The following is a 24,678-nucleotide window of genomic DNA, read 5'->3' as shown; positions in this document are numbered from 1 at the left end:
CACGACGTGGCGATCATCAATCCCCGGGAGTGGTTCGGCGAGTACGGCTGGGTCTGGGACGCCATCACCTATGTGAGCGCCGGTGAGGCGTGGCCGACCGGTGACGAGGACCAGATGCGCGAGCTCGCCGCCGCCTGGCGCGAGCTCGCTGAGGTGGTACGGGTCGCACTGGCCGACGCTGACCCGGCCGCGCTGCGGGTCATCGAGAGCTGGGGCGGCGACGCGGGTGCCAAGTTCGCCAACTTCTGGCAGCAGGTCGGGGTCGGCCCCAACACCGGGCTGCCGGTCCTGCAGAAGGCCGCCGCCGCCTTCGCGAACGGCTGTGACACCGCGGCCACCGAGATCGAGTACGCCAAGCTGACCATCCTCATCGCGGTGGCCATCACGGTGATCGCGGTGTTCGTGGCGTTGCTGATGGCCTGGCTGGGCGGCGTCTCCGCGGGTGCCATCCCCGGCATCCTCGCCGCCGGCCGGCAGGCGGTCACCGTCGCGTTCCGTCGATTGCTGGCCCAGCTCGGCCGGCAGATGCTCACCCAGGCCGGGATGCGGGCCGCGTTGCAGAGCTCGGCCCGGATCGCCACCACGCACGTCACCCGCGCCGGTGCCCAGCGGCTCGGCACCCAGTTGGGCATCGAGCTGGCTCAGGAGATCGGCGAAGAGCTGATCATCGACATCGGTGCCCAGGCGTTCCAGGTCGCCCAGGGCAACCGCGACAACTGGGACGGCCGGCGGACCCTCACCGCCGGGGTCGGCGGCGCGTTCGGTGGCATGCTCGGCTTCGGCGGCAACCGGCTGCTGCGTAACACGGTCGCACCCCGGGTGCCGGTGTCGTTCCGGCCGCCGGCAATGGACTTCCGAGGCGCTGGCGTCGTCCGCTGGGGCGGCCGGTCGGTCACCGCCGGCATGCAGAACGCGGTGATCTCCCCGGCGGCCAGCGTTGCCGCGAACCTCGCCGTCAACCAGCAGTGGACCAGCCCCGGCTGGCAGGGGGCGCTCGGTGGATTCACCAGCGGTGCCGGTCGGGGCGGTGCAACCATGGCGGCGGCGTCAGCCGGCAGCACGGCTGCCGGCTGGGCCAACCGGTTGGGCGGTGTCGCGCCGCCGACCGGCGTGCCCGGCACCGTCGACCTGGCCGGCATTGCTCAGTTGACGAGCGTGGACGCCGCCGGGATCGACCTTGGCGCGCTCGGGTCCGACCCGGCCAGCGGTACGGGTACCGCCGTCCCGGCTCCGGTCACGGCTGACCCGACGCCGCAGACCGTACCGGATTCCGGGGCCGGCTCCATCTCGCTGGCCCCGACCACGCAGGACGCCCCGACGACCCAGGCGGCCCCGACGGTCGTCGACCAACCCGGCATCCAGCCGACTGTTGGTGCCGAGCCTCCACCGGTGGTCACCTCGGGTCAGCCGTCGGTGGTCGGCGTGGGCGACACCGCCAGCCCGGCGAACGCGCCGTCGACCGACGCGCCGTCGACCAGCACCGCCTCGCCGGACATCACGTCGCCGGACATCACCTCGCCGGACGTCACGGCGTCGGACGGCGTAGGGCCGACTCGGGCGGACGACGGGCCGCCGGTACAGGTCGCCGCCGGTGCTCCGGCCGGGGTCGGTACGTCGGCGCAGGCGGCGGCTCCGGCCGTGACCGCCGCCGGCCCGCAGAGCTCCCCGTCCACACCGGGTTCGACGTCCACACCGGCTGCGTCGTCCACACCGGCTGCGACGTCGACACCCGGGCCGGTCCAGACCGGAGCCCAGACGACTGCCCAGGCAACAGCGGCGTCGACGGCCGGTGGCAACACCACGGCTGCTCCCCAGAGCTCGTTGACCGGCACCACCTCGGCACCGGTCCGGCCACCGGCACCGGTTGCCGGACCTGCCGCCGGACCCTCCGCCAGGTCGGTCAGCTTCGGGCCGGCTGTCGCCGCACCGGCCGCACCGGCCGCACCGGCCGCACCGGCCGCACCGGCTCAGCCCGGCCAGTCGGTCGGCATCCCGCCCGGGACCACCACCACGGCGCCGCCGCCGGCCGCGACCACCGGCGGGCCGGACCAGCCGTCCGGCCCGGCGCCCCGGCAACCATCCTCCGGCACCACCGTCGACCCGCAGACCCTGCAGCGGTCGGCCGGCCCTACCGGCACCGGTACGCACAGTTGGCAGCTGGACCCGGTCCAGTTCGACGGCGATCCGAACAGCGCGGACGCCGACCAGGCGCTCATCGACGCGTCCCGGGCCCTGGCCGACGCCGTTACGGGTGCGGTGACCCGGCACCAGCAGCAGGCCACTCCCGGCGAACAGATCTCGATGGGTAAACGGCCGGGCGTGGTCGGCGCGTTGATGACCCGCAGCGGGCAGCTCAACACACACAGCAGCATGACCGCCGACCAGAGCACCGACCCGGCCACCCAGCCGACGCCGCACCCGCTGGTCGAGACAGTGCTCGCCGAGGTCGCTCAGCAGGTCAGCCGGGTCGGCAGCGGGCACGGGCGGTGCGCCGAGGTCGCCCTGGTGTCCGATGTGGTCTACCAGTTGGAACGGCAGTGGCAGGATGCCGGCCGGATCGGCGATTTCGACGCGTACGCCCGATCGGAGCTGGCCGGGGCGCGGATCGTCACCCACCAGTTCCGCCGCGCCCAGGACGTCGACGTGGTGTACGAACGCGGCGACTACCGACCACCCTGCCGGTCGTGCGGGCCGATGTTGGAAATACTCGGCGTCACCCCGGTGGTGGACACCGAACGGATGCCCGGCCCGGCCGTACCGCCGGATTCCGGCGCGTTGGGCGACGGCCGGGCGCTGCCGGAAACCAGACCAACCGGCGACGGGCAGGGTCTCGTACCACCGGATCCCGCCGACCAGCAGGCGTTGACCGACGAGGTGCCGGTCGGGCCGGACGGCCACCCGGCCCGGCACCCCGACCCGCGCGGCGGCCGCTGGCCGGAGCTGGTCAACGATGGCGGCCCGGCCAACCCCGGTCGCGGCACCAACTGCGCCGACGTCGGCCTGTCCGTCCTCGCCACCTGGTACGGCGACCCACAGGTCGCGGCGGCGACCGGTGCGTCGGTGACCGCCGAGCCGGACAGCACCCGACGTCAGGAACAGTGGCTGGGTGCGTCCTTCGCGCCTGCCGGCCGTGGGCCGGCCGGCTTGGACGCGGTCGCCGACCAGCTGCGGCGTGCCGGCCCCGGATCCGCCGCGCTGATCATCACCAGCTGGACCGCCGCGGCCGGCGGCGGAGCGCACACCTGGAACGCCGTCAACCACGACGGGCAGATCATCTGGATCGATGCGCAGAGCCGGCAGGTTTCCGACACCGCGCCGATCTACGGCAGCGAGGTCGACGGGGTCTGGTCGATCGTCCTCGACGCCGACGGCAATCCGGTGCCGGCCGACGGCCCGCAGACGACTGCGGTGTCGACGACCGGGGCGACCAGTGAAGCGGAGTACCTGGATGCGTTGACCGAGCCCGACCGGGCCACGCTGCTCGCCGAGCTGGCCGCCGCCCAGGTCGACGCCGACACGATCCTTGCCGAACTGGGGGCGATCGGCGACCGGCTCAACACCGATCTTGGCCTGGCTGGCACCGACGCGCTGACCCCGCTGGGCAGCGAGTACCGGGTCAAAGGGGCCGAGTCGCTGGCCCGCAAGTTCAGCACCGACTTCGAGCCGAAGGGCTATTCCCTCCCGGAGGCGCTCGCCGAGATCAACGACGTGGTGCGGTTCTCCGTACGGGCACCGGAGACCGACGCGTACGGGCCGGCGGTCGCGGGAGTGCTCGACGCGTTGACCGCCAGCGGCCACCAGGTGACCGACGTCAAAAGCTTCTGGCACACCGGTAACCGGTTCTTCGGGCTGAACTGCACCCTCGTCACGCCCACCGGCCGAACATTCGAGGTGCAGTTCCCCACCGCCACCAGCTGGGCGATCGGCAAGGAGACACACGGCCCGTACGAAGTGATGCGCGACCCGGCGCGGACCCCGGCCGACCGGATGCACGCCTTCCTCGACATCCTCGCCGTCAACAAGGCGCACGACATCGCCGGCCGGATGCCGGGTGGCATGCCGGTGCTGACCGAGCGGTACGGCCCCCCGAAGGACACCAGCTTCGCCAAGTGGATCGGCAAACAGGACCAGGCCGGCCTGCGGCAGGACTACGTCGACTGGCTGGCCGCCGACCCGAGTCGCAGCTTCCGGCAGGAGTTGGCTGCGCGAGGATTGGACCCATCCGACCTGCCCGGATTCGATCCCGATGCGATAGGAAGCACAGATGCCGACCCTGACCTTTCGCTACCACCTGCTGTATCGGACGGACGACCAGACCCAGCCGCCGGTCAACCTGATAGCGGTGGCGGCCGGCACCGGGCCGACGCAGGCGGTGATCTGGGACCGTCCGACGTCGAGGTGGGGCTTCCGACCGGACGTGGCGGCGTCGATCCTGTACGCCGACCCGGAGCGCCACAGCGTCCGGGCAGTGGACCGGGCGACGGCGGAGTCGGCGACCCATCACTTCACGACGGTCCCGTTGCCGAGCGAGCCGGAGCTGACCCGGATTTGCCAGGAGGCCAGCCGATAACTAGCGGCCCTGCTGCGGATACGACGAGCTATCTCGATCGGCTGTCCGAAGCCGAGCGGCAGGAGCTGGAGCATGGCGTGGCGGCTGCGGGGGAGAGCGCGCAGGCGATCCAGGCAACGCTGGACGACGTCCTCGTCGGGCTACAAATGATGGGTGACCTGACCGGTGTGCAGGAACTCAGGCTGCTCGGGACCGAGTATCGGGTCAAGGATCCGGAGTCGCTGGCCAGAAAATTCGTGACAGAGCACCGCCCTGTTGGCGATGACATACCAGCCGCGCTCGCCGTGATCAACGACGTCGTCCGCTTCTCCGTGCAGAGCCCCGCTGGGCCCGCCTACGGTACCGCGGTCGACCGTGTCCTCAGCGGCCTTGAGTCGGCTCATCATCAAGTGGTGACCGGCAAGGTCTTCTGGCATCTCGGCAACAGATTCTACGGCCTCAACGTCACTCTTCGATCGTCTGAGGGTCAGCTGTACGAGATTCAGTTTCCGACCGAGGCGAGCTGGCGAGTCGGAAAAGCGACTCACGGATTGTATGAGGTGCTGCGGGACAGGGACTCTCATTCGGCTGATCGCGTCAACGCTTTCCTCGACATTCTCGCGCTGAACAAGGCTGCCGGACTGGCCGACAGGCTACCCGGTGGCCTCGATGTTCTGGCAGACCGGTTCGGGCCGGCGCAGTTCAATGGACTTGCGGCGTGGCTAGGCAAGCTCGACTCAGGTACGGCTCCGGACAACACTGTTCGGCAGGGCTATGGCGAGTGGCTCACTACAACTCAACAGACTCTCGTCGACGTGCTTACGGCTCGGGGACTTGATTACACTGACGTGCCCGGATTCGGGCTGGACCGGAGAGGTGATGTGGGTGGCGGACTTGGAGTTCCAGTACTTCCTGCTGTACCACCCGACACGTCCGTCGGACCACCCGGCGAACGTGATCGCCCTAGCGAACCATCCGGGCCCGACGATGGCGGTGACCTGGGATCGACAGACCGCCAAGTGGAGTTGCCAGCCGGACGTCGCGATAGCAGTGCTGTTCGTGAACCAGGAGCGCAACAACTTTCGAGGAGTGGACCGGGCGACGGCGGAGTCGGTGACGCATCACTTCACGACGGTCCCGTTGCCGAGCGAAACGGAGTTGACCCGGATCTGCCAGGAGGCCAGCGGGACCTGACGGCTTCTCTCGTCGCAAGCGACCCTTCGTTCGATTCAGCCGGGAGTTTAGAGCCGATCCCCTACCTGGACAGCCTTTCGACTAGCGACCGGGAGCTCCTGGCCACGGCTCTGCTTGCTGCTCGCCAAGACGCCGATATTGTACTTGCAGACCTGGTTGAGGCGGCTGCCGAGGCCGGCGCGGAGATTGGACTCGTCGGGCCGGAGATGCTTACGCCAGTAGGTCTCGAGCATCGGGTGAAGCATGCTGAGTCATTGGCGCGGAAGTTCAAGGTGGAATTTGAGCCTATCGGGCTTGATCTGCAAGGGGCGCTCGGCAAGGTCGGTGATCTAGTTCGATTTTCGCTCCTGGCGCCAGAGCGACATTATGGCTCGGCGGTCAATGAGACGTTGGATGGCCTGGTTGGCCGGGGATACGAGGTTCAACAGGTCAAGTCCTACTGGAATCCGGGGAACAGGTTCTATGGGCTGAACAGCGTTCTTGTATCTCCCAGTGGTCGCGTATTCGAGATCCAGTTTCCGACAAAGCGAAGCTGGCTAGTTGGTAAGCAGACCCACGGTTGGTACGAGGTCGTCCGAGATCCTGTTCGGTCGTCCGAGAGTAGGGTTGAAGCGTTTCTGAATATTTTGATAATGAACAAATCGACTGGGCTGTCGTCGCAACTTCCGGTCGGCCTGAAACTGATTTCTGAAACTTACGGAAATTCGATCCAAAATGGATTTGCAAAATGGATAAGTGATTCTAGGCGGCGCAACGTTGCCAGTGATTTCGCGATATGGTTGAATGAGCAAGGAATCACCTTTTCGGAGTTTGCTGGCCGTCTCGGTCTCGATCAGGTGGACTTCGTGGGACTTGCCGATCAGATAGCGCAAGGGAGGGTTTCGGCTGACTATGACATTCATCTACTATCTGATGTACCCGCCAGGGGAGCTGGATGGGACTCCGGCGAACGTGCTCGCGCTGGCTCAGGAGCGCGGACCGGTGCAGGCCGTGATCTGGGATCGCCCGACGCAGAGGTGGAACTTCCGTCCGGACGTAGCAGCGGCGTTTCTCTATTCGACGCCGGACCTGGAGCAGACCAGGCTCGTCGATCGGGTGATGGCGGAGTCGGTGACGCATCACTTCACGGCGGTGCCGTTGCCGAGCGAGGCGGAGTTGACCCGGATCTGCCGGGAGGCCAGCCCGACCTGACCGGCACCCGGCCGGTGTCCGGTGAGGGCCGCGATACCGCGTCAACAAGCCTGGCGTCGGCGAATGCCGCAGGTGAGTCGTCGACATTGCCGGAGCAGGGAGGGGTAGTCGATGACCGAGGACGAGGCCAGAGCACTGATCAGCAGACTGCTGGGCAGCAGGAACCCGATCGAGATGTATCCGTTCGAGTTCGGCTGGCTGGTCCGGGAGGAGTTGTCGACCCAGGAACGGCAAGCCGGGATGCACATCGGTCAGGGGAGCTTCATCGTGGACCTGACGGGCGTGGTGACCGCCCAGCCGAGCCTGCCGGCGACGGTGGTGGTCGAGGAGTACGCGGCAGAGCGTCGGCAGGGCCCGATCTCGGGTCGGCAGGTGTGGCCGGAGCCGGGCCCGCCACCGGAGTAGCCGACCGGGCCGTACCCGTGGCGGGCGGCGATGCGCCGCTGGCCGGCTCGCGGCCGGTTGGTCCGTTGAATTTGGCGCCGTTGGAGGATGTGGTTTTTCAGGCTGATCTTGAGGCGGTGTTGTGGTCGGGTGGTGGGTTTGTGGTGGGTGCGGATCCGTCGTCGCATCCGTTTGGTGGGTTGGTGAATGATGGTGGTCCGGGGCGGTCGGGTCGTGGCAACAATTGTATGGATTGTTCGTTGGCGGGGTTGTCGACGTTTCTGGGTCGGCCGATGGTGTCGCTACCACGCTGGCCGGACATCCTGCCGGACGGCGCCGTCGACCGGCAGACCGGCGAGGCGGCCGGTGTCGACCGCGCCGAGGAGTGGTTGGGCGGGGAGTGGGTCGGTCCGCCGGCTGACCTGCCCGGTGTGCCGCAGAAGCGGGCGGTGGCGGTCGCCCGTCAGTACGCGCAGTTGCAGCAGCGGGTGGCGGCGGCCGGGCCGGGCAGTGCCGCCCTGGTTGTCGCCGACTGGCTCAGTGTGGACGAGCGTACCGGGCAGGTGCAGGTCGACGCTGACGGCAACGCCCTGGCTGACGGCTCGCACGCGTTCCTGATCGTCTACCCGCATGGGGCCGATCGCCCGGTGTGGTGGGATCCGCAGGACGGCCAGACGTGGCCGGTGCCGCCGACGCACGTCGTCGCCGCCACTCACACGTTGTGGTCGATGGACGCGCCGGCAGCAGGTGGAGGGACCAACAGTGACTCGGGACGAAGCGCAGGAGCTGATCCAACGGCTGGTCGGGACGCCGAACCGGATGGCGCTGCACGAGTTCGAGTTCGGCTGGCTGGCGCAGGAGATCCTGAGTCCACAGGAACGCGGCACGGGGATGCGGGTCGGCCTGGGGAGCTACATCATCGACCGGGACGGGACGGTGACGGTGCACGGGAGTCTGCCCGTACCGGTGACGATCAGCCGGTACGTGGCGGAGCGTCGGCAGGGGCGGATCTCGGGTCGGCAGGTGTGGCCGGAGACGGAGGCGTCGGCGACGGAGTAGCTGGCGGAGCCGCCGGAGTAACTGACGGAACCTCCGGTGTAGTCGCCGACACCGATGAATTGTCGGGTCCGCGTCCGGTTGGTCCGTTGAATTTGGCGCCGTTGGAGGATGTGGTTTTTCAGGCTGATCTTGAGGCGGTGTTGTGGTCGGGTGGTGGGTTTGTGGTGGGTGCGGATCCGTCGTCGCATCCGTTTGGTGGGTTGGTGAATGATGGTGGTCCGGGGCGGTCGGGTCGTGGCAACAATTGTATGGATTGTTCGTTGGCGGGGTTGTCGACGTTTCTGGGTCGGCCGATGGTGTCGCTACCGCGCTGGCCGGACCGGGCAGGCGACGGGACGATCGACCGGGTCACGGGTGAGGCCGACGGGATCAGCCGGGCCGAGGAGTGGTTGGGCGGGGAGTGGGTCGGTCCGCCGGCGGACCTGCCGGGGGCACCGGCGGACCGGGTGGCGGCGGTCGCCGAGCAGTACGCGCAGCTGCAGCAGCGGGTAGCGGCGGCCGGCCCAGGTAGTGCAGCCCTGGTCGTCGCCGATTGGCTGAGCTTCGACCAGGACACCGGACGGCTGCACCTGGACGCCGACGGAAACGCGCAGGCAGCCGGCTCGCACGCGTTCCTGATCGTCTACCCGTACGGGGCCGACGGGCCGGTGTGGTGGGATCCGCAGTACGGCGGAACCGCGACGCAGCCGCCCGCCGAGTACCTGGCGGCGACGCACACCTTGTGGTCGATGGACGCGCCGACGACACGGGGAAGGACCAACAGTGACTCGGGACGACGCGCAGGAGCTGATCCAGCGGCTGGTCGGGACGCCGAACCGGATGGCTCTCCACGAGTTCGAGTTCGGCTGGGTGGCGAGGGAGATCCTCTCGGAGACGGAACGCACCCAGGGGCTGGGTCTGGGCCAGGGGAACTGGGTGATCGACCACGACGGGACGGTGACGGCCCACCGGAGCATGCCGCCTTCGATCATCATGCAGGAGTACGCGGCGGCCCGCCGGGCGGGCCGGACGACCGGCCGCCAGGTGTGGCCGCTGACGGACGAGCCGGAGCCGAACCACTAGCCGCCGCCGGGCCGGACGGGTCGCTCAGCGCCGCGCCGGACGGACTGGTCAGCGCCGCCGCCGGGACGACCTTCGGGGGCGCGCTGCACGACGCCGACCCGGTCGCGGTCACCGCGGCGGTACGCGACGCGCTCGACACCGGACTGCTGCCGGCCGGTGCGGTCGCCGACCCGGACGCCGGCACGGTCACCCTCGACACCTCAGCCGGGCCGGTGACCGTCACGCTCGCCGTGACCTCGCTGCCGCCCGACACGACGGTGGCCCCCGTCGCCACCATCGCGACGCACGCCGACGGGGCGACCGTACGGGTGTCCGACCGGGCCTCCACCGACCATGTCCGGCGGGCCGTCGCCGCCGCACTGGCCGAAGTAGACGCCATCGCCCAGGAGCGGGCCGACGGGTTGCGTACCGATGCGACGACGGCGCTCGCCGAAGGGTCCCGGCCCGAGGGTGACGGGCAGCGGCACCTGACCGCGCGGGACATCGGGCGGCTGGCCGAGCTGCGTACCGTCGCCGACCAGTTGGCGCAGGCCGGCACCGGCCGGCACGCCGACCCGGCCCAGGTAGCCCAGCTGCACGCCGAAGCGGTCGGCCTGCTGATCAGCAGTGGGCTGTTGGAGCCGTACCCGGGGCACCGGGTGCACAGCCTGGTGCCGAACGTACCGGTGGTCGGGACGGCCGCCACGGACGCCCGGTTCGCTGCCGTCCGTACCCAGTTGGGGCCGGCCTTCGCGGACCTCGCCGGGCTGCTCACGGCCGCCCGCGACCGACCCGGCCTGGCCGACGAGATCCGGGTCGTCCAGGCCGACGTACGGGCGGCGGCCCGCCAGTGGGCCGCGCAGGCGACCGCCGCCCGCGACCGGGCGGACCTGGCGTTGACCGACCGGGTCGACGCCGCGCTCGACGCCGACCCGCAGCACGTCTTCGACCGGCTGGTCATCGGCGGCGGCTGGGCGGCCACGGCCGACTTCGCCACCCTCGACGCGCCGCCGGACACCGGGGACGGCCTGCCGCCGGTGCTGGCGGTGTCGCAGGGCCACGACCCGTGGGCGGATCGGCAGCAGCTGCTGATGGGGCAGGTCCCCACCGAGTTGGAGATCCCCGGCCTGCCGTTCCAGCCGGCGGACTTCGCCGACGAAGGCACCCAGTTTGCCCTCTCCAGTGACTTCGCTGCGGCGGTCGGCGCGGCCCGCGCGTACACCGGGATGCCCAGCTACCAGGGCACCGCGACCGCGATTACCCCCCGCCCGACCAGCGCCGACGCTGCGGCCGGTTGGCCGGATGGCGCGAACTACCGGGTGACGATCGGCGAGCGCGGTTTCTACGCCGCCACCGTGGACATCGCCGCCGGTCCGGGCCCGGCGCGGGTGCCGGCCGCGCCGGCGTCGACAACCGGCCGGTACGTCGACCCGGCGACCGGCTACCAGGTCGACCTCTCCGGTCCGGTGCCGGTGTTCCGGGACCCGACCGGCGTGGCCGTCGACCCGGCGACGCTGCCCGCCCCGGTCCGTACGGTCCTCGGCGGCACCGACACCGACATCCTGACCGGCACGGGTACCAGCCAGGATGACCCGCCGCTGCTGGCTGACACCGCCGGCCGGCTCACCGATCTGCTGGTGGTCGATCCGGACAGCGGGTACGCCGTCGACCGGACGTCCGGCACGCCGTACGGGCCGGACGGCTCCCCGGTCGACCCGGCGGCGCTGCCGGCCGGTGCCGCCCAGCGGCTCGGCTTCGACGCCGATGGCCGGTTTACCGACCCTCGGCCAGCGCGCCCCCGGGTCGACTTCGGTGGGCAGAACCTGGCCGACGCGTACCAGCCAGGTGACCGGGTGCTGGTGTTCGGCGCGGGTGCCTCCGGGGCCTGGGACATCGAGCAGGCCGCCGCGTCACCGGCGGCCACCATCGACTGGTCGGCCCGCGCGGTCGGGCTGCCGCCGGCCGACCGCACCGGTGACCCGGCCCGGGACGCCGAGTTGCGGTTCCAGCGCAGCTTCTCCGGCGGCTACAACCGCCGCAACACGTTGCCCGAGGTCGGCGCGTACGACGTGGCCGCCACCGATAGCCGGATCAGCCAGTCGCTGCGCGAGATCGTCTCCGCCCGGCACACTGTGGACGGTACGTTCCTGGTCGACTTCACTGACGGCACCCGCCACGAGTACGACCGGATGGTCCTCTCCATCGGCCAGGCCCCCGAATACCCGGGCGGGGTCGCCGCCCTCGCCAGCACACTGGAGTTGCGCCCGCTGCACGGGCCGGCGACCACCCGTGGCGGCAGCCACGACATTCTCGGCCTGTCCGACGCCTCCGGCCAGCTGCGGATCCTTGGTGCCGCCGCGGTGGCCCGCCCGCTCATTCTGTCGCTCGGCGAGTTCCGGCAATCGGTGGAGTCCGAGCTGGGCAAACTGGCCGCAGCGCTGCCCGACGACTCACGCAACATCCCGCCGAGTATCCGCTTCCACGCCCAGCGGATCGCCGAGGCGAACCGGAGCTCGCCACCACCCCGGTCACACCTGGCCGAAGTCGACGTACCCACCCCGCCAGGCGATGTCGGGGTCGAGCCAGGGCAGCGGCCCGTGCTCGGCGGTGATCCGCTCGGCGATCTCCGGAACGTAGACGTCGATCGGGTCCTGCCCACCGACGGCGTCGAAGCCGGCACCGTAGGGGACGAGTTTGGCGCGGTTGCGCGCGAAGTAGACGAACCGCAGGTCGGGCAGGACCCGGGGAGCGAGTTCGGCGAACAGTTCGGCACCCACCGGGGTGATGCCGCAGTTGACCAGGCCCAACCAGCGGAGTTGGCGCAGGTACGGGGAGGCCAGCAGGGTGCGCAGTCCGTCGTCGCCGATCGGGTTGTTGTTCAGTCCGAGGCTGGTGAGTCGGGCCAGCAGCGGGCTCGCGGCGATCGGGCCGATCAGGTCCGGACCGACGTCGGTGAGCCAGACGTGGCGGACCGGGACTCGGCGGTAGATCTCCGCGCCCCGGTCGAGGAAATCGGCCCCCGGCAGCTTGACGAACTCGGCAAATCCGCGCCGGACGAGCCAGTTGGTGACCAGGCCGGCGACGGGCGCGCCGAGTCGGGGAGTCAGCCGGTGGCTGAGTACGGCGGCCCGATCGGACAACTCGTCCCTGACCGGGGTGCCGGCGATGACGGCCAGGTCGCAGGCGATCTCGGCGCGGATCAGCTCGGCGTGATCCGGGTCGGTGGGTTCGATGGCGTCGGCGTAGCGCAGCCGCAGGTCCATGTCGTCGGGGTCGGCGAGGATGGCGGCGTACAGGGTGTCGCTGACGGCGGGCCGGGCGTCGCTGGCGTCGGACATGACCGCAGCGTATCGACGTCACCCACGACAGCAAGTGGGGTGCCGGGCGATGACGGAGGACGACGCGCAGCAACTGATCGCACGGCTGGTCGGGACGGCGAATCCGATCGAACTGCATCCGTTCGAGTTCGGCTGGCTGGCGAAGGAGACACCGTCGACCGAACAGCGGGCGACGGGGGCGCACGTCGGGATGGGCTGCTACATCATCGACCAGTCGGGGACGGTGACGGTGCACGGCAGCCTGCCGATACCGGTGGTCATGAAGCAGTACGCGGCGGCGAGGCGGCAGGGCCGGATCAGCGGGCACCAGATCTGGCCGCGAGTCGCGACGGTGGACCAGCCGATCCCCGGCTGACCCGGATCCGGGCGCTGACGGCCCGCTACACCGCCGCCGACCCGCCGACCCGGGTGGCGCTGCGCGCCGAGATCGGCGTACTCGTCGACCAGCTCGGCCTGACCGGCGGCACCCCGCAGGCGTACGCGCGGTGGGCGCAGCTGCCGCCGGACCTGGCGAACCTGCTGCTGCGGCTCACCTCGCCGGCGCTCGCCCCGGAGACCGTCCTGGCTGTGCTCGGCGCGGACCCGGCGACGCTGACCGAGCCGCAACGCGCCCAGCAGCGCGACTACCGGGCCCGGCTGGTCCACAACGGGTACGTTCCGTACGCGCCGCAGCTCACCGAGCAGCTGCACCGGCTCGCCGTCGACGCCGAGCAGGGCCAACGGAGCCTGCCGACGCTGCCGGCCTCCGCCGGTCAAGTGATCGGGCTGCGCGCCGATCAGCTCGCCCAGCTGCAGGCCGTCGATCCGGAGCTGGCCGCGCGGATCGCCCGCGACGGGGTGTACGTCGACCTGACCGGCCAGGTCGACATCGGTCCGTACGTGTTGGCGAACGCGCCGCATGTCGACGTTGGCGGCGTACACCCGGGTTTCGACCTGGCGACCGACGCCGGCCGGCGGGCGCTGCTGGCCGAGGACGTCCGCCGGGCATACGCGACGATCACCGCGACGTACGGGTCGAGCCCGGCGATCACCCAGCTGCTCGGCAGCCACAGCTTCCACTACCTGGCGCAGACCCGCACCATGGTGCTGGTCTCGGACGCTCTGACCCGGGCGATCCTCAACCTGGCGCCGAGCGCGCCGGTCGAGCAAGCGCCGGAAGCAGCACCGCTCGCCGTCGGCCCGACCGAGATCCACGTGTACGCCGACCACCCCACCCTGCCGGAGCCGGATCCCGGGGAGGTGGCACCGGAGTACGGCCGTCCGGTGGATCCGAACTCGGGTGCCGCAGCGCCCCTGTGGAATGGGCTGCCCAGGCGGGAGCAGGTCGCGCAGGGAGCTCTCGGTGACTGCGGCATGCTCGCCTCGATCGGCGCGATCGCCGGGCACAGCCCGCAGACGATCGGTAATTTGTTCCGTCCCAACCCGGACGGCACGGTCGACGTCCTGCTGCACGAAAGCAGCCTCCCTGGCGACCGGACCACTCCGACCGGCCGACGACTGCGGATCACGGTGACTCCGGACGTCCCGGTGCACGCCATCATGCCGGGGCAGGCCGCCTACGCCGACCAGGCGCAGGTCGGATCGGCATGGGCGAGCATGCTCGAGAAGGCGCTGGCGGCGGTCGACCGGACCTGGACCGAGTCCCGGCAGGTCGCCTGGCAGCAGCAGTGGCAGAGCTGGCAGGGCTGGTCAGACCAAAACCAGGCCGCGCCGCGCGGTTACGCCCGGATGAACCCGGGCAGCACTTCCGATCTGTGGGCGGAGGTGCTGACCCAGCTCACCGGCGAGCCGGCCCGCGCCGACCGGTTTCCCACGCACCCGGGCAGCGAGCCTACGGTCGAGGCGACGCTGGCCCAGTTGTTGGCGCGGCGGATTCCGGTGATCGTCAGCACCATGCCAACGGACCGCTATCAGCATCTGCCGAATGGAGCGCCGCCGTACGGACTGCACGCGGGACACGCGTACGAGGTGGTGGCGGCACGGGACGGGCACATCTGGCTGCGCAATCCCTGGAATCATGGCCATCCGCAGCCGATCCCGGTGCAGGCATTTCTCGACCTGATGAGTAGGGACTACGCCCACCTGGATCGCGCGCCGGTGGTGCCGCCGCTCCCGCCGGTGCCGCCCGTCGCGAAGCAGGCCAGCTCGGCAGGCGGGTCGACGGCGGAAGCCGGCGTCGGCGCGTCGGCGGGCGTGGCGACCAATGCGCTGACCGCTGCCGGGCCGGGCCGGACGGTGACTGAGCGGAGCGGCGCCTACTTTGTCTACTACGCGGACCGGGGCACGGCCGGTGAGCTGGCTCAGTTGCTGGCCGTCGAGGTGGGACCGGACGGTTCGCGCTCGATAGCCTGGGACAACGGTTCTGCAACGCCCGGCGCCGGTACGGTTTCGGCACCGGCCCACGCAGGGGGTCGGTGGCCGGTGAACCGGGCGGAGGCGGAGCAGGTGGCCCGCAGCGAGTTGGGCTTCGAGTTGCCGGACGAGCCGACGCTGCATGGAATGCTCGGTGGCTGAGTTCTCGACGGGAAGGACAGGATTGTGCCGTCGCACCCTGATGTGCTGGTAGTTCGGAACAACACACAGGTGAACATGGGTACGTTCAGCCTCGGTGCGGCCGGGGCGAATCCGCGTCGGCCGGTGACCGCGCAGGTGGTGGTGGCCTTTCCCGGGTCTGCCGATTCAACGACGTACCTGTTGCGGCTGGGGGAGACGTTCCCGATCGGTGCCGAGACCTGGTACTTCGCTGGGGCGCATTTCGAGAACGCTGGTCGGTGGCGGGTCACGGTGCGGCGGCTGGCGCCGGGTGAGGCACCGCCGGTGGTGGACGAGTCGACGGCGGTGACGGGGTGGCGGCCGGCGCAGCGGCAGCCGTTCGGCCCACTCGATGAGGGTCAGTTGCAGGCACTGGAGCAGGCGTTGGGGCGCCCGCTGCCCTGGGCTTACCGGGATTGGCTGTCTCAGACGAACGGTATGCAGCCGGTGGAGCCGCAGTGGGTGCCGGGTGCGCCGTTCACGCTGTTCCCGGGGCGTCCGCTGCTGGGTGTGCACCCGGAGTATCCGTCGTTCGACCTGTTGACCGCCGAGCGGGAGTGGCGGGTCGGGAAGTTGTCGACGGACTTCGTTGTCATCGCGGTCCCGATGGAGGGTCTGCTGCTGCTTCGGCTGAAGGAACCCCGCCCGGGCAGCGTCGGCTTCCTGCCGATGGACCTGCTGGCCGGCCCGGGTACGGCGGATGCAATCGCCTGGCGGGAGCGACAGGTGATCACTACCAGCATGGGCTGGTCGTTCGGCGACTTCCTTGGCCGGCTCACCCCGCTCGACGCGCCGGGCGTAGCGTGAAGATCACTTGACGAGGATTCGGGCTGGCGTCGGCGTGTCGTCCGAATTTTCGTCAAGTGATCTTGAGGACTCCCGTCCTAGGTGGCGGTGATTGGTCGGTTTTGGGTGACTACCAGCTTTTATCCGGCATTCACTAGTTTGGTGCTGATCGATTCCCTATCCCTGGCTGGCGATTGAGATCTGTGCATTGACTGCGTGTGGCGAGATCCGTACGATCAGCTGAATACGCCACCACTTTTCCTAGCAAGGGGATGAAGTGAAGAATTCCACTAGCGTCAGGAAAGACACGGCTGTCGCGCCCACGCTGCTCACTCCGAGCCGGGTCGAGAAGATGCTCGCGCGTCGCCAGGCGGTCCAGGTGGTCAAGTTCCGCACGACCTGCACGGACTGCCTGCCCAACTACTAGCGCACCGCCGTCGGGCGCTCGGCGTCGCCGTGCGGTGCGAACGCCGGCGTCGCCGAGCCCGCGAGGAGCACCGTGCCGTGACCTTCCAATTGTCGGCGGACGATGTCCTTAGTGCGTTGAGCGTCTGTTGCGGTGAGCCGCTCGAGGATCCGGCCGAGGCGGTCGCGGCACTGCGCCAAGGACAGCCGTCCCTGACCGCCACCCTGTACTCCGCGTGGGCTGCGGACGGCGTCACCCTCGACCCGGGGATTGCCAACGATCTCGAGTTGGCCACCTCGCGGGTCACGTTTTATCGCACCGTGGCGGCCGAGCTCGCCGCACGCGTCAGCGACCTCACCCCGATCAAAGGGCTGGAGGTAGCCGACCGCTACCCGGCCGGTCTTGGTCGCACCATGAACGATCTCGACTACGTCGCCGGCACCGAGGCCGCTCTGTGGCGAGCGGCAGGTCTACTCATCGACGATGGCTGGGACCTGCACACCGGCACGTTCGCCTGTTTCAACGACCGTCTGCACATGATGGTGAGTCTGCGGCGCCCGCACGAATCCCGCTTCGTCCTGCCGTACGGGGTGGAGATCGCCACCTGGTGGTCGCTGGGTGACCTGGCCGGTGTGCCACCGCTGACCGCCATGCCGCAACCGTGGCGGGCACCGGCGGTGAAGAACACCCTGATGCTCCTGTTCGAGCGCTTCGAGCAACGCTTCCGGGCCCGGGACCTGATCGACGCCAGCCTGCTGGTGGCCTCGGCCTCCGAGGAAGAGCTGATCACACTCACCCGCGCGCTGACCGCACTCGGGTTGTGGCCGGAGTACGCCGAACTCGCCGCGCTCGTTGCGCGGACGAGCCTGCCACCACTGCGACCGCCGCCCCGGCGCAACCAACTGGACACCCGCGCCCGCCGGGCGATCCGCAGTGCAGCCGTGCTGCGCCGTCCCCTCACTGGCATGGCCCGCCACCTGCAGCGTCGCAACATCAAAGGTGCCTCCGCCCGGATCGAGCAGCGGTCCTGGGCGGCGGCCGCCGAGCGGCTCTCCGCCGGTGCGTCCGTCCGGGCCGGGGTGCTGGCCTTCGGCCTGCCACTGGACGACGCCCCGCGAGGTGACGCCCCCACCGCCACACTGCACGAGCGCGGTCGGCTGGCCTGGGTGGACAGCCCGGTCGGCAGGTTCCTGTTGACGATCGGCGACGAGGTCGACGAAGACACCGTGGCGGAACTGTCCGGCCCGGTGCCCAGTCCGGCGACCACCGGAGCGAACCCGTGACCGCCGCCGCCGAGATCGTCGGGCGGGCGTTGGACGACGACATCCGGGTGCTGACCCGTCACCGGCCGGGTGCCGAGATCACCACCGTGTCGGTGTGGATCCTCGCCGGATCCCGCGACGAAACCTCACCTGGCACCGCCCACCTGTTCGAACACCTGGTCATGCAGGCGGTGCCGCCCGGCCGGAAGATGCGGGTCATCGACGAGATCGAGTCGTACGGTGGCGAGGGCAACGCGACCACCGCCCGCGACTACGTCGTCCTGTACGCGCGGGTACCGACAGTGGACGCGCTGGCCGTACTGGACCTGCTCGCCGAGGCCGCGACGGCCACCGAATTCGACCCGGTCCTCGTCGAGGCCGAACGTCGGGTGGTCATCGAGGAGCTGCGCCTGGCTGAAGCCGACCCCACCGACATCGTCCACGACGTGTTCTTCGCCGCCGTGTACGGCGACCACCCGATGGGCCGGCCGGTCGGCGGCAGCCCCGCCGACGCGCTCCGGCTCACCGCCGCCGAGGTCACCGCCTGGTCCCGCCGCCACGTGCGGGCCGGACGAGTCGCCGTCGTGGTCACCGGCGGTGTCACCCCCGCCGCCGTGACCGCTGCGACGGCGCGAAGCGCCCTCGCCGGCCTGTCCGTTACACACCAGAGCGCCCGCGCCGACCGGCCCGCGCTCCCCATCCCGTTGCCGGCAATGGCTCCCGGCGTACGGTCCCGGCGGCTGGATCATCCGCTGCCCGGCGACACCGCGGCCGTGGTGCTCGGCGGACCCGCGTTCTCCTTGGCTGACCCGCGGCTCGCCGCCGCCGAGGTGGTGATGGAACTGTTCGCCGGGGGCAACACATCCGTCCTCGTCGAGCAGTTGCGTACCAGTCTGGGGCTGTCCTACGACATCTGGGGCGACCTCAGCGGTTACCACGACACCGGCGTCTGGCGGATCGCGATCACCACCGCTGTCGAGCACCGTGACGAGGTGGCCCGGCTCGCCGTCGACCTCGTACGGTCGGCGGTGGCGGACGGCTGGAGCGACGCCCGCGTGGCGGTGGCCCGCCGACGTGCTGCCGGTCTGGTCCGGCTCGATGCCGAGACTTCCCTCGACGAGACTCTCCTGTTGGGCCGGCACGCTCTGCTGGGCGGCAGCGTCGACTGGTCGGTGGCCGAATACGCCGACCGGATCGCGGCGGCCTCCCCACAGCAGGTCCACGACGCCGCCGTGTCCATGGCGGACCAACTGGTGGTGGCCACCGCCGGCGGGTGACAGCCCGCAGCGGCCCACCCGGCAGACCAACTACCAATGGAGGGAGGGAAGGGTGAACCGGAACATGAAGTTCGGCCGCAGGCCGCGGGTGAAGAAGAAGACGACAACGACCCGCAAGTGACCATTCCTTGCCGGCCGCGTAACCGCTCGCTGATCCACCGACCGACGGATTGTCCGCGCTCGACCCGGGAAGGAGGCCAGGATGAACCGCCAAGCTGTCCACACACGGCGCCCGGTCGTGAAAAAGAAGAAGCGGTGACCTGAAACAGACGACGGGTGCGGCAACCGGCGGGTCCGGGGCCGCACCCGGCACCATGCCCGGAGCACATCCGGACCAGGCCAGGACCACACCCGCCGCCATACCGCCGCGAAGGAGCCTCCGCGTGAGTCAAGCAGTCGACTGGGAACATACGGTCTTCATGCTGCTCGCCCCCGATGCTCTCGCCCGCCACCTCGGCGGGCAGATCGTGGACCGGGTGGTCGACCAGGGATTCCAGCCAATGGCGTGGCGGGTGCTGTGGCACCGGCCGGCCGACCTGGACGCGTTCCACGAACGCAACATCACCCAGGTGTGGAAGGCGTACCTCTACCGTCTCGTCGACCAGCTCTTCGACTTCGGCCCGACGGTGGCGCTTCTGGTCCGCGACGTCCGGCCCGATCCGCGACACCCCAGCCACGCCCGGCTGCGCCTGGCCAAAGGGGCGAGTGACCCCGCTGACGCGAGCCCTGGCACGATCCGTGCCGACCTCGGCTCCATCAACGTCATGCTGGCCCTGATGCACAGCTCCGACACCCCTGCCGACTCCCAACGGGAGAGCGCGGTCTTCACCGACGGCCAGTTCGGCGTCGGGTCCGGCGTCGGCGGGCGCGGCGGGTACGACGGCGGCGACCCGGCCGACCTGCGTACCCTGCTCGATCTGCTCAGCCGGAGCGCTCCCGCCGAGCGCCGGGGATATCCGCAGGTCCTGGCCGGTCTGCGCGCCCGGGTCCTCGCCCTGGCCTGGCCAGGGCTGTCCGACTCCGCCCGCCGCAGCGCGGCCGACCTGCTGGCCGGCGACCTCAGCGGTCTCGCCGCCGGGGCCGGCGAGAAGGCCGCCGGGCTGCTGGCCAGCGGGCATCCCCTCGCGCCGATACTGACCGCCGAGTTCACCCCCGACCAGCCCGGCCCCGACCCGGCCCGGGTGCAGGACCTCCTCGCTGTCCACGGCGCCCGGCTCGACCCGTGGGAACGCCTCGTGCTTGCCACCTCACGCCGGTTTGCGCCGCGCCGGTGACGCCGACGCCGGGATCAGGACGTTCGCTGTCCAGGGATCAGGGCGGTCGTCGATGCGGCGGCCCGCGCCGTGGCCATCAGCTCAGGATCGGTCGAGTGCAGCCAGGCCGTCAGCGGCGTACCGACGCATCCCCGGTCCTGTTTGGCCCGCGCCGCGCCCTGTCCGTAGCCGATCCGGCGGACACCCTGCGCCGAGGCGATCGGGACCGCCCCGTAGAACGCCGTGCCGAAGTACGCGAACCTCGACCGGCGATCGGTGTAGTCGTAGCCGAGGGCCAGGCACTGCCACCCGTCCGCGAACGGTGCGAACAGCGCGAACCCGACGACGGCGTCCCCGGCATCGGCGAGGACCACCTGGGCGCGGCCGCCGGCGACATCGTGCAACAGCGATTCCAGCCGGCCGCGCTCGGCCGCCTCGTCGCAGCGGCCCCGGTACTTGCTGACCAACTGGCCGCGTAGCCGGGCCAGCACCGGTACGACCGGGGTGATCGCATCGCCGTGCAGATGACGCAGCCGTACGCCGTTGGCGGTGAGCCGGGCCAGCTCGCGCCCTGCTTCCGCTGCCCGTTTGCGGGGCAGCGACGCCAGGTAGGCGTCGAAACCGCCGTCGCGCACTGGAAGCTCCCAGGTCAGTGACAGTGGCATCGCCACGAACCCGGCTGCGGACAGAGCACCGGTCAGCGCCGTCGCCTCCGGTCTGGTGTAGAGGAACGCCACCGTCGCGATGCCGGCGTCCGCGGCCCAGTCCAGGATGCCGTCGACGGCTGCAGCGAGCGCGGCCGGGCTGTTCGCCGCCGGTCCGACGGGGAGGCATTCGTAGCCGGGCAGCATCACCAGCAGGTTCGGCGTCCAGCGGGACGGCTCGGGCGCGGCCCGCCTCGACAACTCGGCTCGCGCGGCACGTGACGCGTCGGTCAGCGGCAGCGCGGGAGCCGCACTGACCAGTACATGGTGCAGGTCGAACACTTCACCGGGCCGGGGGACGGGCTGCACGGTGGCGTGCAGGGCCAGGCACGCCGCGTCGCCCTGTTCGACAACGAAGGTGAGCGTACGCCCGCCGAGCCGGCCCGCCATCGCACGCAGCCAGCCCGGTGTGGTCAGCATCGGCCCGTCGGCGGCCAACCGCTCCCACTGCGGGGCGATGCCCGAATGGACGCGTAGCCGGTAGCTCACAGCCGCATCACGTAGGCGTCGAGCCGGCGGGCGGTCAGCCCGTGCCGACGTTTGAAGACGTCGTTGCTGCGCCCGCCCTCCAGGATCGGGCGGCCCAGCCGCAGCGCCAGCCGGACCGACTCGGCGAACAGCGCCGCGTACGGGCTGGCGTTGCCGTCGACACGGTATTCGACACCGCAGGTCCAGGTGTGGAAACGGCGCTGGTCGGTCAGGCACACCCCGGCCGCGACCAGCGTGCCCCGTTGACGGATGCGGAGCACGTGCGCGGCCGGGCCGAGGGCGGTGACGAACCGGGTGAACGTCTCGGTTGGGTAGAAACCGGCGTTGCCGAAGCGGGCGGCGGTCCGGTCGCACAGCTCGGCGATCTCGACCAGGTCCGCGCCGTCCGGTGTGGTCACATCGCAGACGAAACCGGCGTCGGCCGCCCGGCGCTCGTTGCGGCGCAGGTTGGCCCGGGGCCGGGGAGCCAGTCGGGCAAGGTAGTCCTCGTACGAGGTGAGGCCGGTCAGGTCGGTGGAGTAGCGGTCCACCAGGTGCCGACCGGTCAGCCCGGCGGCGGTGAGTGCGGTCGCCGTCGGGCCTGACGAGTCCACATTGACCAGCCCGTACCAGCGGGCCCCCCAGTCGTCGGCGAGCCGGCGCAGGGTGTCCATCAGCTCGGTGACCACATCGGTCCGGGCGACCGCGCCGAGCAGTCGGGTGTCGTAGCAGTGCCAGACGTGGCTGAGCAACGCACTGTCCCGCTCGATGCCGGGATGCAGGCGGCGGAGCCCGCCGATCGGGTCGGCGAACCGGTGCAGCGCGACCGGCAGGACGGCCACCGGCTGTCCCGCCGGTTCCCGGGCCACCAGGTATCCGAGCCGCTCCAGCGGCGCGAGCGGCGCATCGTGGTACGCCGACAGGTAGCCGTCCTGATAGAAGACCGGTGTGTCACCGTTGCCGGCGACCGCATCCCACCCGGCCCGTGACGCCGCCCGTGGGTCGTCGTAGTGGTCGACGACGATGGTACGGCCCATGATCGCACTGTACCGGACACCGGCGGGCATCTATGGTTGCACAATGGCGTCAGTCTATTACCACACGAAGGTCGGCACGACCGAGGAATTGGCTGCGACGGCGGGGCAGCCTCTGGTCGACGTGTTACGCCGCAACGGCATCCCGGTCAACTCCGTGTTGAGCTGGCGCGATGGGCAGGTGGTGTCGGAGGACACCACGGTTGTCGGCGCCGACGACATCATCGAAGTCCGGCAGGTCCGGCATTACGATCTGAATGTGATGCGCCGCCCGAAACGGCAGGTCTACGGTGTACCCAACCCGGTCTACACCAAGAGCATCGTTTTCGACGACAAGGGCGCCATCGAGGTCCGGGGCGAGCAGTTCGACGCTCCCGCCTTCATCCAGTACGTCGAGGAAGCCTTCGTCGACAGTGTCCTGTCCCGGGAGGTGATGCGCGACGGTGACCACGTGATCGTCGGGCTGTCCGGCGGGCGGGACAGCGTCGCCTACCTGACCCTGCTGGAGCGGACCAGGGACCGGCTGCCGCCACTGAACATGACGGCCGTGACCATCACCGGCCTGCCCGACTGGGAGGAGCCGGCGACCTTCGCCGCCGCCCGTGCCTCCGGCGAACGGCTCGGGATCGAGCAGGTCATCGTCACCGCGGCGGACGTGGAGCGGGTGTTCCGGCTACGCGGCACGTTCGTCGACTCGATGAACGAGATCGTCAGCGAAGAGGGCAGCCACCTGACGATGGTCATCGGCCACCAGGTGCTGCGGCGGATGCTGGAGGAGGAGGCACACGCGCGCGGCGCCGGGGTGGTGGCGTTCGGCTTCAACGCCGACGACCTGCTGGCCAGCATGGTGACCTGGATGACCAGCGGATTCCGGATGGGTGGCATCCCGACCCGGCAGATCGGCGGCCTGCGGTACATCTTCCCGCTGTACCGGATCACCAAGAAGGAACTGACGCTCTACCTGGAGTTGGTCGCGCCGGAACTGAACCGGCAGGGCACCCCGGGGCGGTTCACCACCGGGCCCGACGAGCGGTCCCTGGCGTACGGAATGACCGACCATCTGCTCGATTTGTGGCCGGGCATCGACTACTACATGTTCTCCGCGTTCGAGAACATGCAGCGCTACATGTTCCCCTTCATGGAGGCGGCCTGCCGCGTCTGCGGCGGGGTCTACCTGCAGCAGGAAGGTGTCGCCAACGCACCGGACCTCTGCGACGTCTGCGACTTCTTCGCCCGTCGCGAGCTCACCACCGTGTCCTGACCGGCATGCCGCCGACCCCGTGGTACGAGCGCTACTTCACGGCCGACTACTGGACGTTCGCCGACGACGAGTACACGGCCGAACGCACCGCCGCCGAGGTCGCCTACCTGGCGGACGTCCTGGCCACCCACGCACCCGGCCGGCGGGTGGTCGACCTGGGCTGCGGGGTCGGCCGGCACGCCGTCGGTCTGGCGCGTAGGGGCTTCGACGTCATCGGGGTGGACGTGTCCGGGTACGCGCTGCAGCGGGCCGCGAGCGCCGCCGCCGCCGCCGATGTCACCCTCGACCTGCGCCGGGTGGACCTGCTCGGCGCGCAGCCACCCGGGTGGGGGCTGCCCGACGTCGATGCGGCCATCTGCGTACAGGCGTTCGGCTGGGGGTCCGACGCCGACCAGCTCCGGCTGCTGCGCACGGTTCGCCGCCTGCTGCCCGCCGACGGTCTGCTGATCCTCGACCACTCCAATGTGCTCGCTATTGCCCGGCACTACCGGGACGAGGCACACGCGGACATCGGCGGCACCGCGTTCCACTTCCAACGCCGCTACGACCCGGCCACCGGGCGCAGCAGCGGCCGGGTCGACGTCTGCCGGCCGGACGGCACCACCGCTGTCCTCCCCGACGACGTGCGCCTCTACCACCCGACCGAGGTGGGCACCCTGCTGACCCGTGCCGGGTTCGCCGTGGCCCGGACCGACGCGGACTTCACCGCAGGTGCCACGCTGACCATGGACACCCGCTACGTCCAGTTCGTCGCCCGACCGGCACCGGTGGTGGCCTCGGCGCTCGACGGCCACCGCGCGCCAGCGCCACCAGGCCCGTTGCCGAGCCCGCCACCGGGCCCGTTGCCCGGCGACGGCCCCGCCCCGGTGCCGCTCGACCTGCGCGCCGCCCCCGACGAGGCCGAACCGGTCGAACCCGCGCTGGCCGCCGCGTGGGCGT

10 protein-coding genes and 1 pseudogene are annotated in these 24,678 nt (G+C 70.5%); 8 read left to right on the top strand and 3 right to left on the bottom strand.

Annotated features, from left to right (window positions below):
* Positions 1 to 6: 6 nt before the first annotated feature.
* Positions 7 to 9,036, top strand: a pseudogene (locus ACXAHD_RS15565) (toxin glutamine deamidase domain-containing protein); the annotation flags it as partial.
* Between the two features lie 2,910 nt (positions 9,037 to 11,946).
* Here ACXAHD_RS15565 and ACXAHD_RS15560 read toward each other — a convergent pair.
* Positions 11,947 to 12,681 (bottom strand): hypothetical protein, encoded by a 735-nt coding sequence (locus ACXAHD_RS15560; protein ID WP_475051365.1) that lies wholly within the window; start codon positions 12,679 to 12,681, stop codon positions 11,947 to 11,949.
* A 2,613-nt stretch (positions 12,682 to 15,294) separates the two neighbouring features.
* On the opposite strand from ACXAHD_RS15560, the gene ACXAHD_RS15555 reads away from it, so the two are divergent.
* From ACXAHD_RS15555 to ACXAHD_RS15535, 5 genes are all read left to right on the top strand, one after another.
* Positions 15,295 to 16,095, top strand: a complete 801-nt coding sequence (locus tag ACXAHD_RS15555; RefSeq protein WP_475051350.1) for a DUF6406 domain-containing protein — start codon at positions 15,295 to 15,297, stop codon at positions 16,093 to 16,095.
* A 256-nt stretch (positions 16,096 to 16,351) separates the two neighbouring features.
* Entirely contained in the window at positions 16,352 to 16,501 is a 150-nt protein-coding gene (locus tag ACXAHD_RS15550; RefSeq protein ID WP_289211867.1) for a hypothetical protein, read from the top strand.
* Between the two features lie 77 nt (positions 16,502 to 16,578).
* Entirely contained in the window at positions 16,579 to 17,763 is a 1,185-nt protein-coding gene (locus ACXAHD_RS15545) for a hypothetical protein (RefSeq protein WP_281552623.1), read from the top strand.
* Positions 17,760 to 19,019 (top strand): M16 family metallopeptidase, encoded by a 1,260-nt coding sequence (locus ACXAHD_RS15540; protein ID WP_475051346.1) that lies wholly within the window; start codon positions 17,760 to 17,762, stop codon positions 19,017 to 19,019. Before ACXAHD_RS15545 ends, ACXAHD_RS15540 begins: the two co-directional genes overlap by 4 nt.
* A gap of 383 nt (positions 19,020 to 19,402) precedes the next feature.
* On the top strand, positions 19,403 to 20,293 hold the full coding sequence (locus ACXAHD_RS15535; protein ID WP_475051343.1) for a nucleoside-diphosphate kinase: 891 nt from the start codon (positions 19,403 to 19,405) through the stop codon (positions 20,291 to 20,293).
* A 14-nt stretch (positions 20,294 to 20,307) separates the two neighbouring features.
* On the opposite strand, the gene ACXAHD_RS15530 is transcribed toward ACXAHD_RS15535, so the two are convergent.
* Together ACXAHD_RS15530 and ACXAHD_RS15525 are read right to left on the bottom strand one after the other, a co-directional pair.
* Complete coding sequence (locus ACXAHD_RS15530) at positions 20,308 to 21,465, bottom strand: hypothetical protein (protein WP_475051341.1); 1,158 nt, start codon at positions 21,463 to 21,465, stop codon at positions 20,308 to 20,310.
* On the bottom strand, positions 21,462 to 22,481 hold the full coding sequence (locus tag ACXAHD_RS15525) for a GNAT family N-acetyltransferase (protein ID WP_475051338.1): 1,020 nt from the start codon (positions 22,479 to 22,481) through the stop codon (positions 21,462 to 21,464). The genes ACXAHD_RS15530 and ACXAHD_RS15525 overlap by 4 nt, the downstream gene beginning before the upstream one ends.
* A gap of 43 nt (positions 22,482 to 22,524) precedes the next feature.
* On the opposite strand from ACXAHD_RS15525, the gene ACXAHD_RS15520 reads away from it, so the two are divergent.
* Positions 22,525 to 23,739 (top strand): tRNA lysidine(34) synthetase, encoded by a 1,215-nt coding sequence (locus ACXAHD_RS15520; RefSeq protein ID WP_475051335.1) that lies wholly within the window; start codon positions 22,525 to 22,527, stop codon positions 23,737 to 23,739.
* Between the two features lie 5 nt (positions 23,740 to 23,744).
* Positions 23,745 to 24,678 (top strand): class I SAM-dependent methyltransferase (locus tag ACXAHD_RS15515; protein WP_475051333.1); only part of this gene is annotated, 934 nt, incomplete at its 3' end.

Source organism: Micromonospora sp. ABR4_055 (assembly GCF_056160425.1).
The sequence above is the reverse complement of the archived record's forward strand: the minus strand, read 5'-3'. Positions and strand labels throughout refer to the sequence as shown.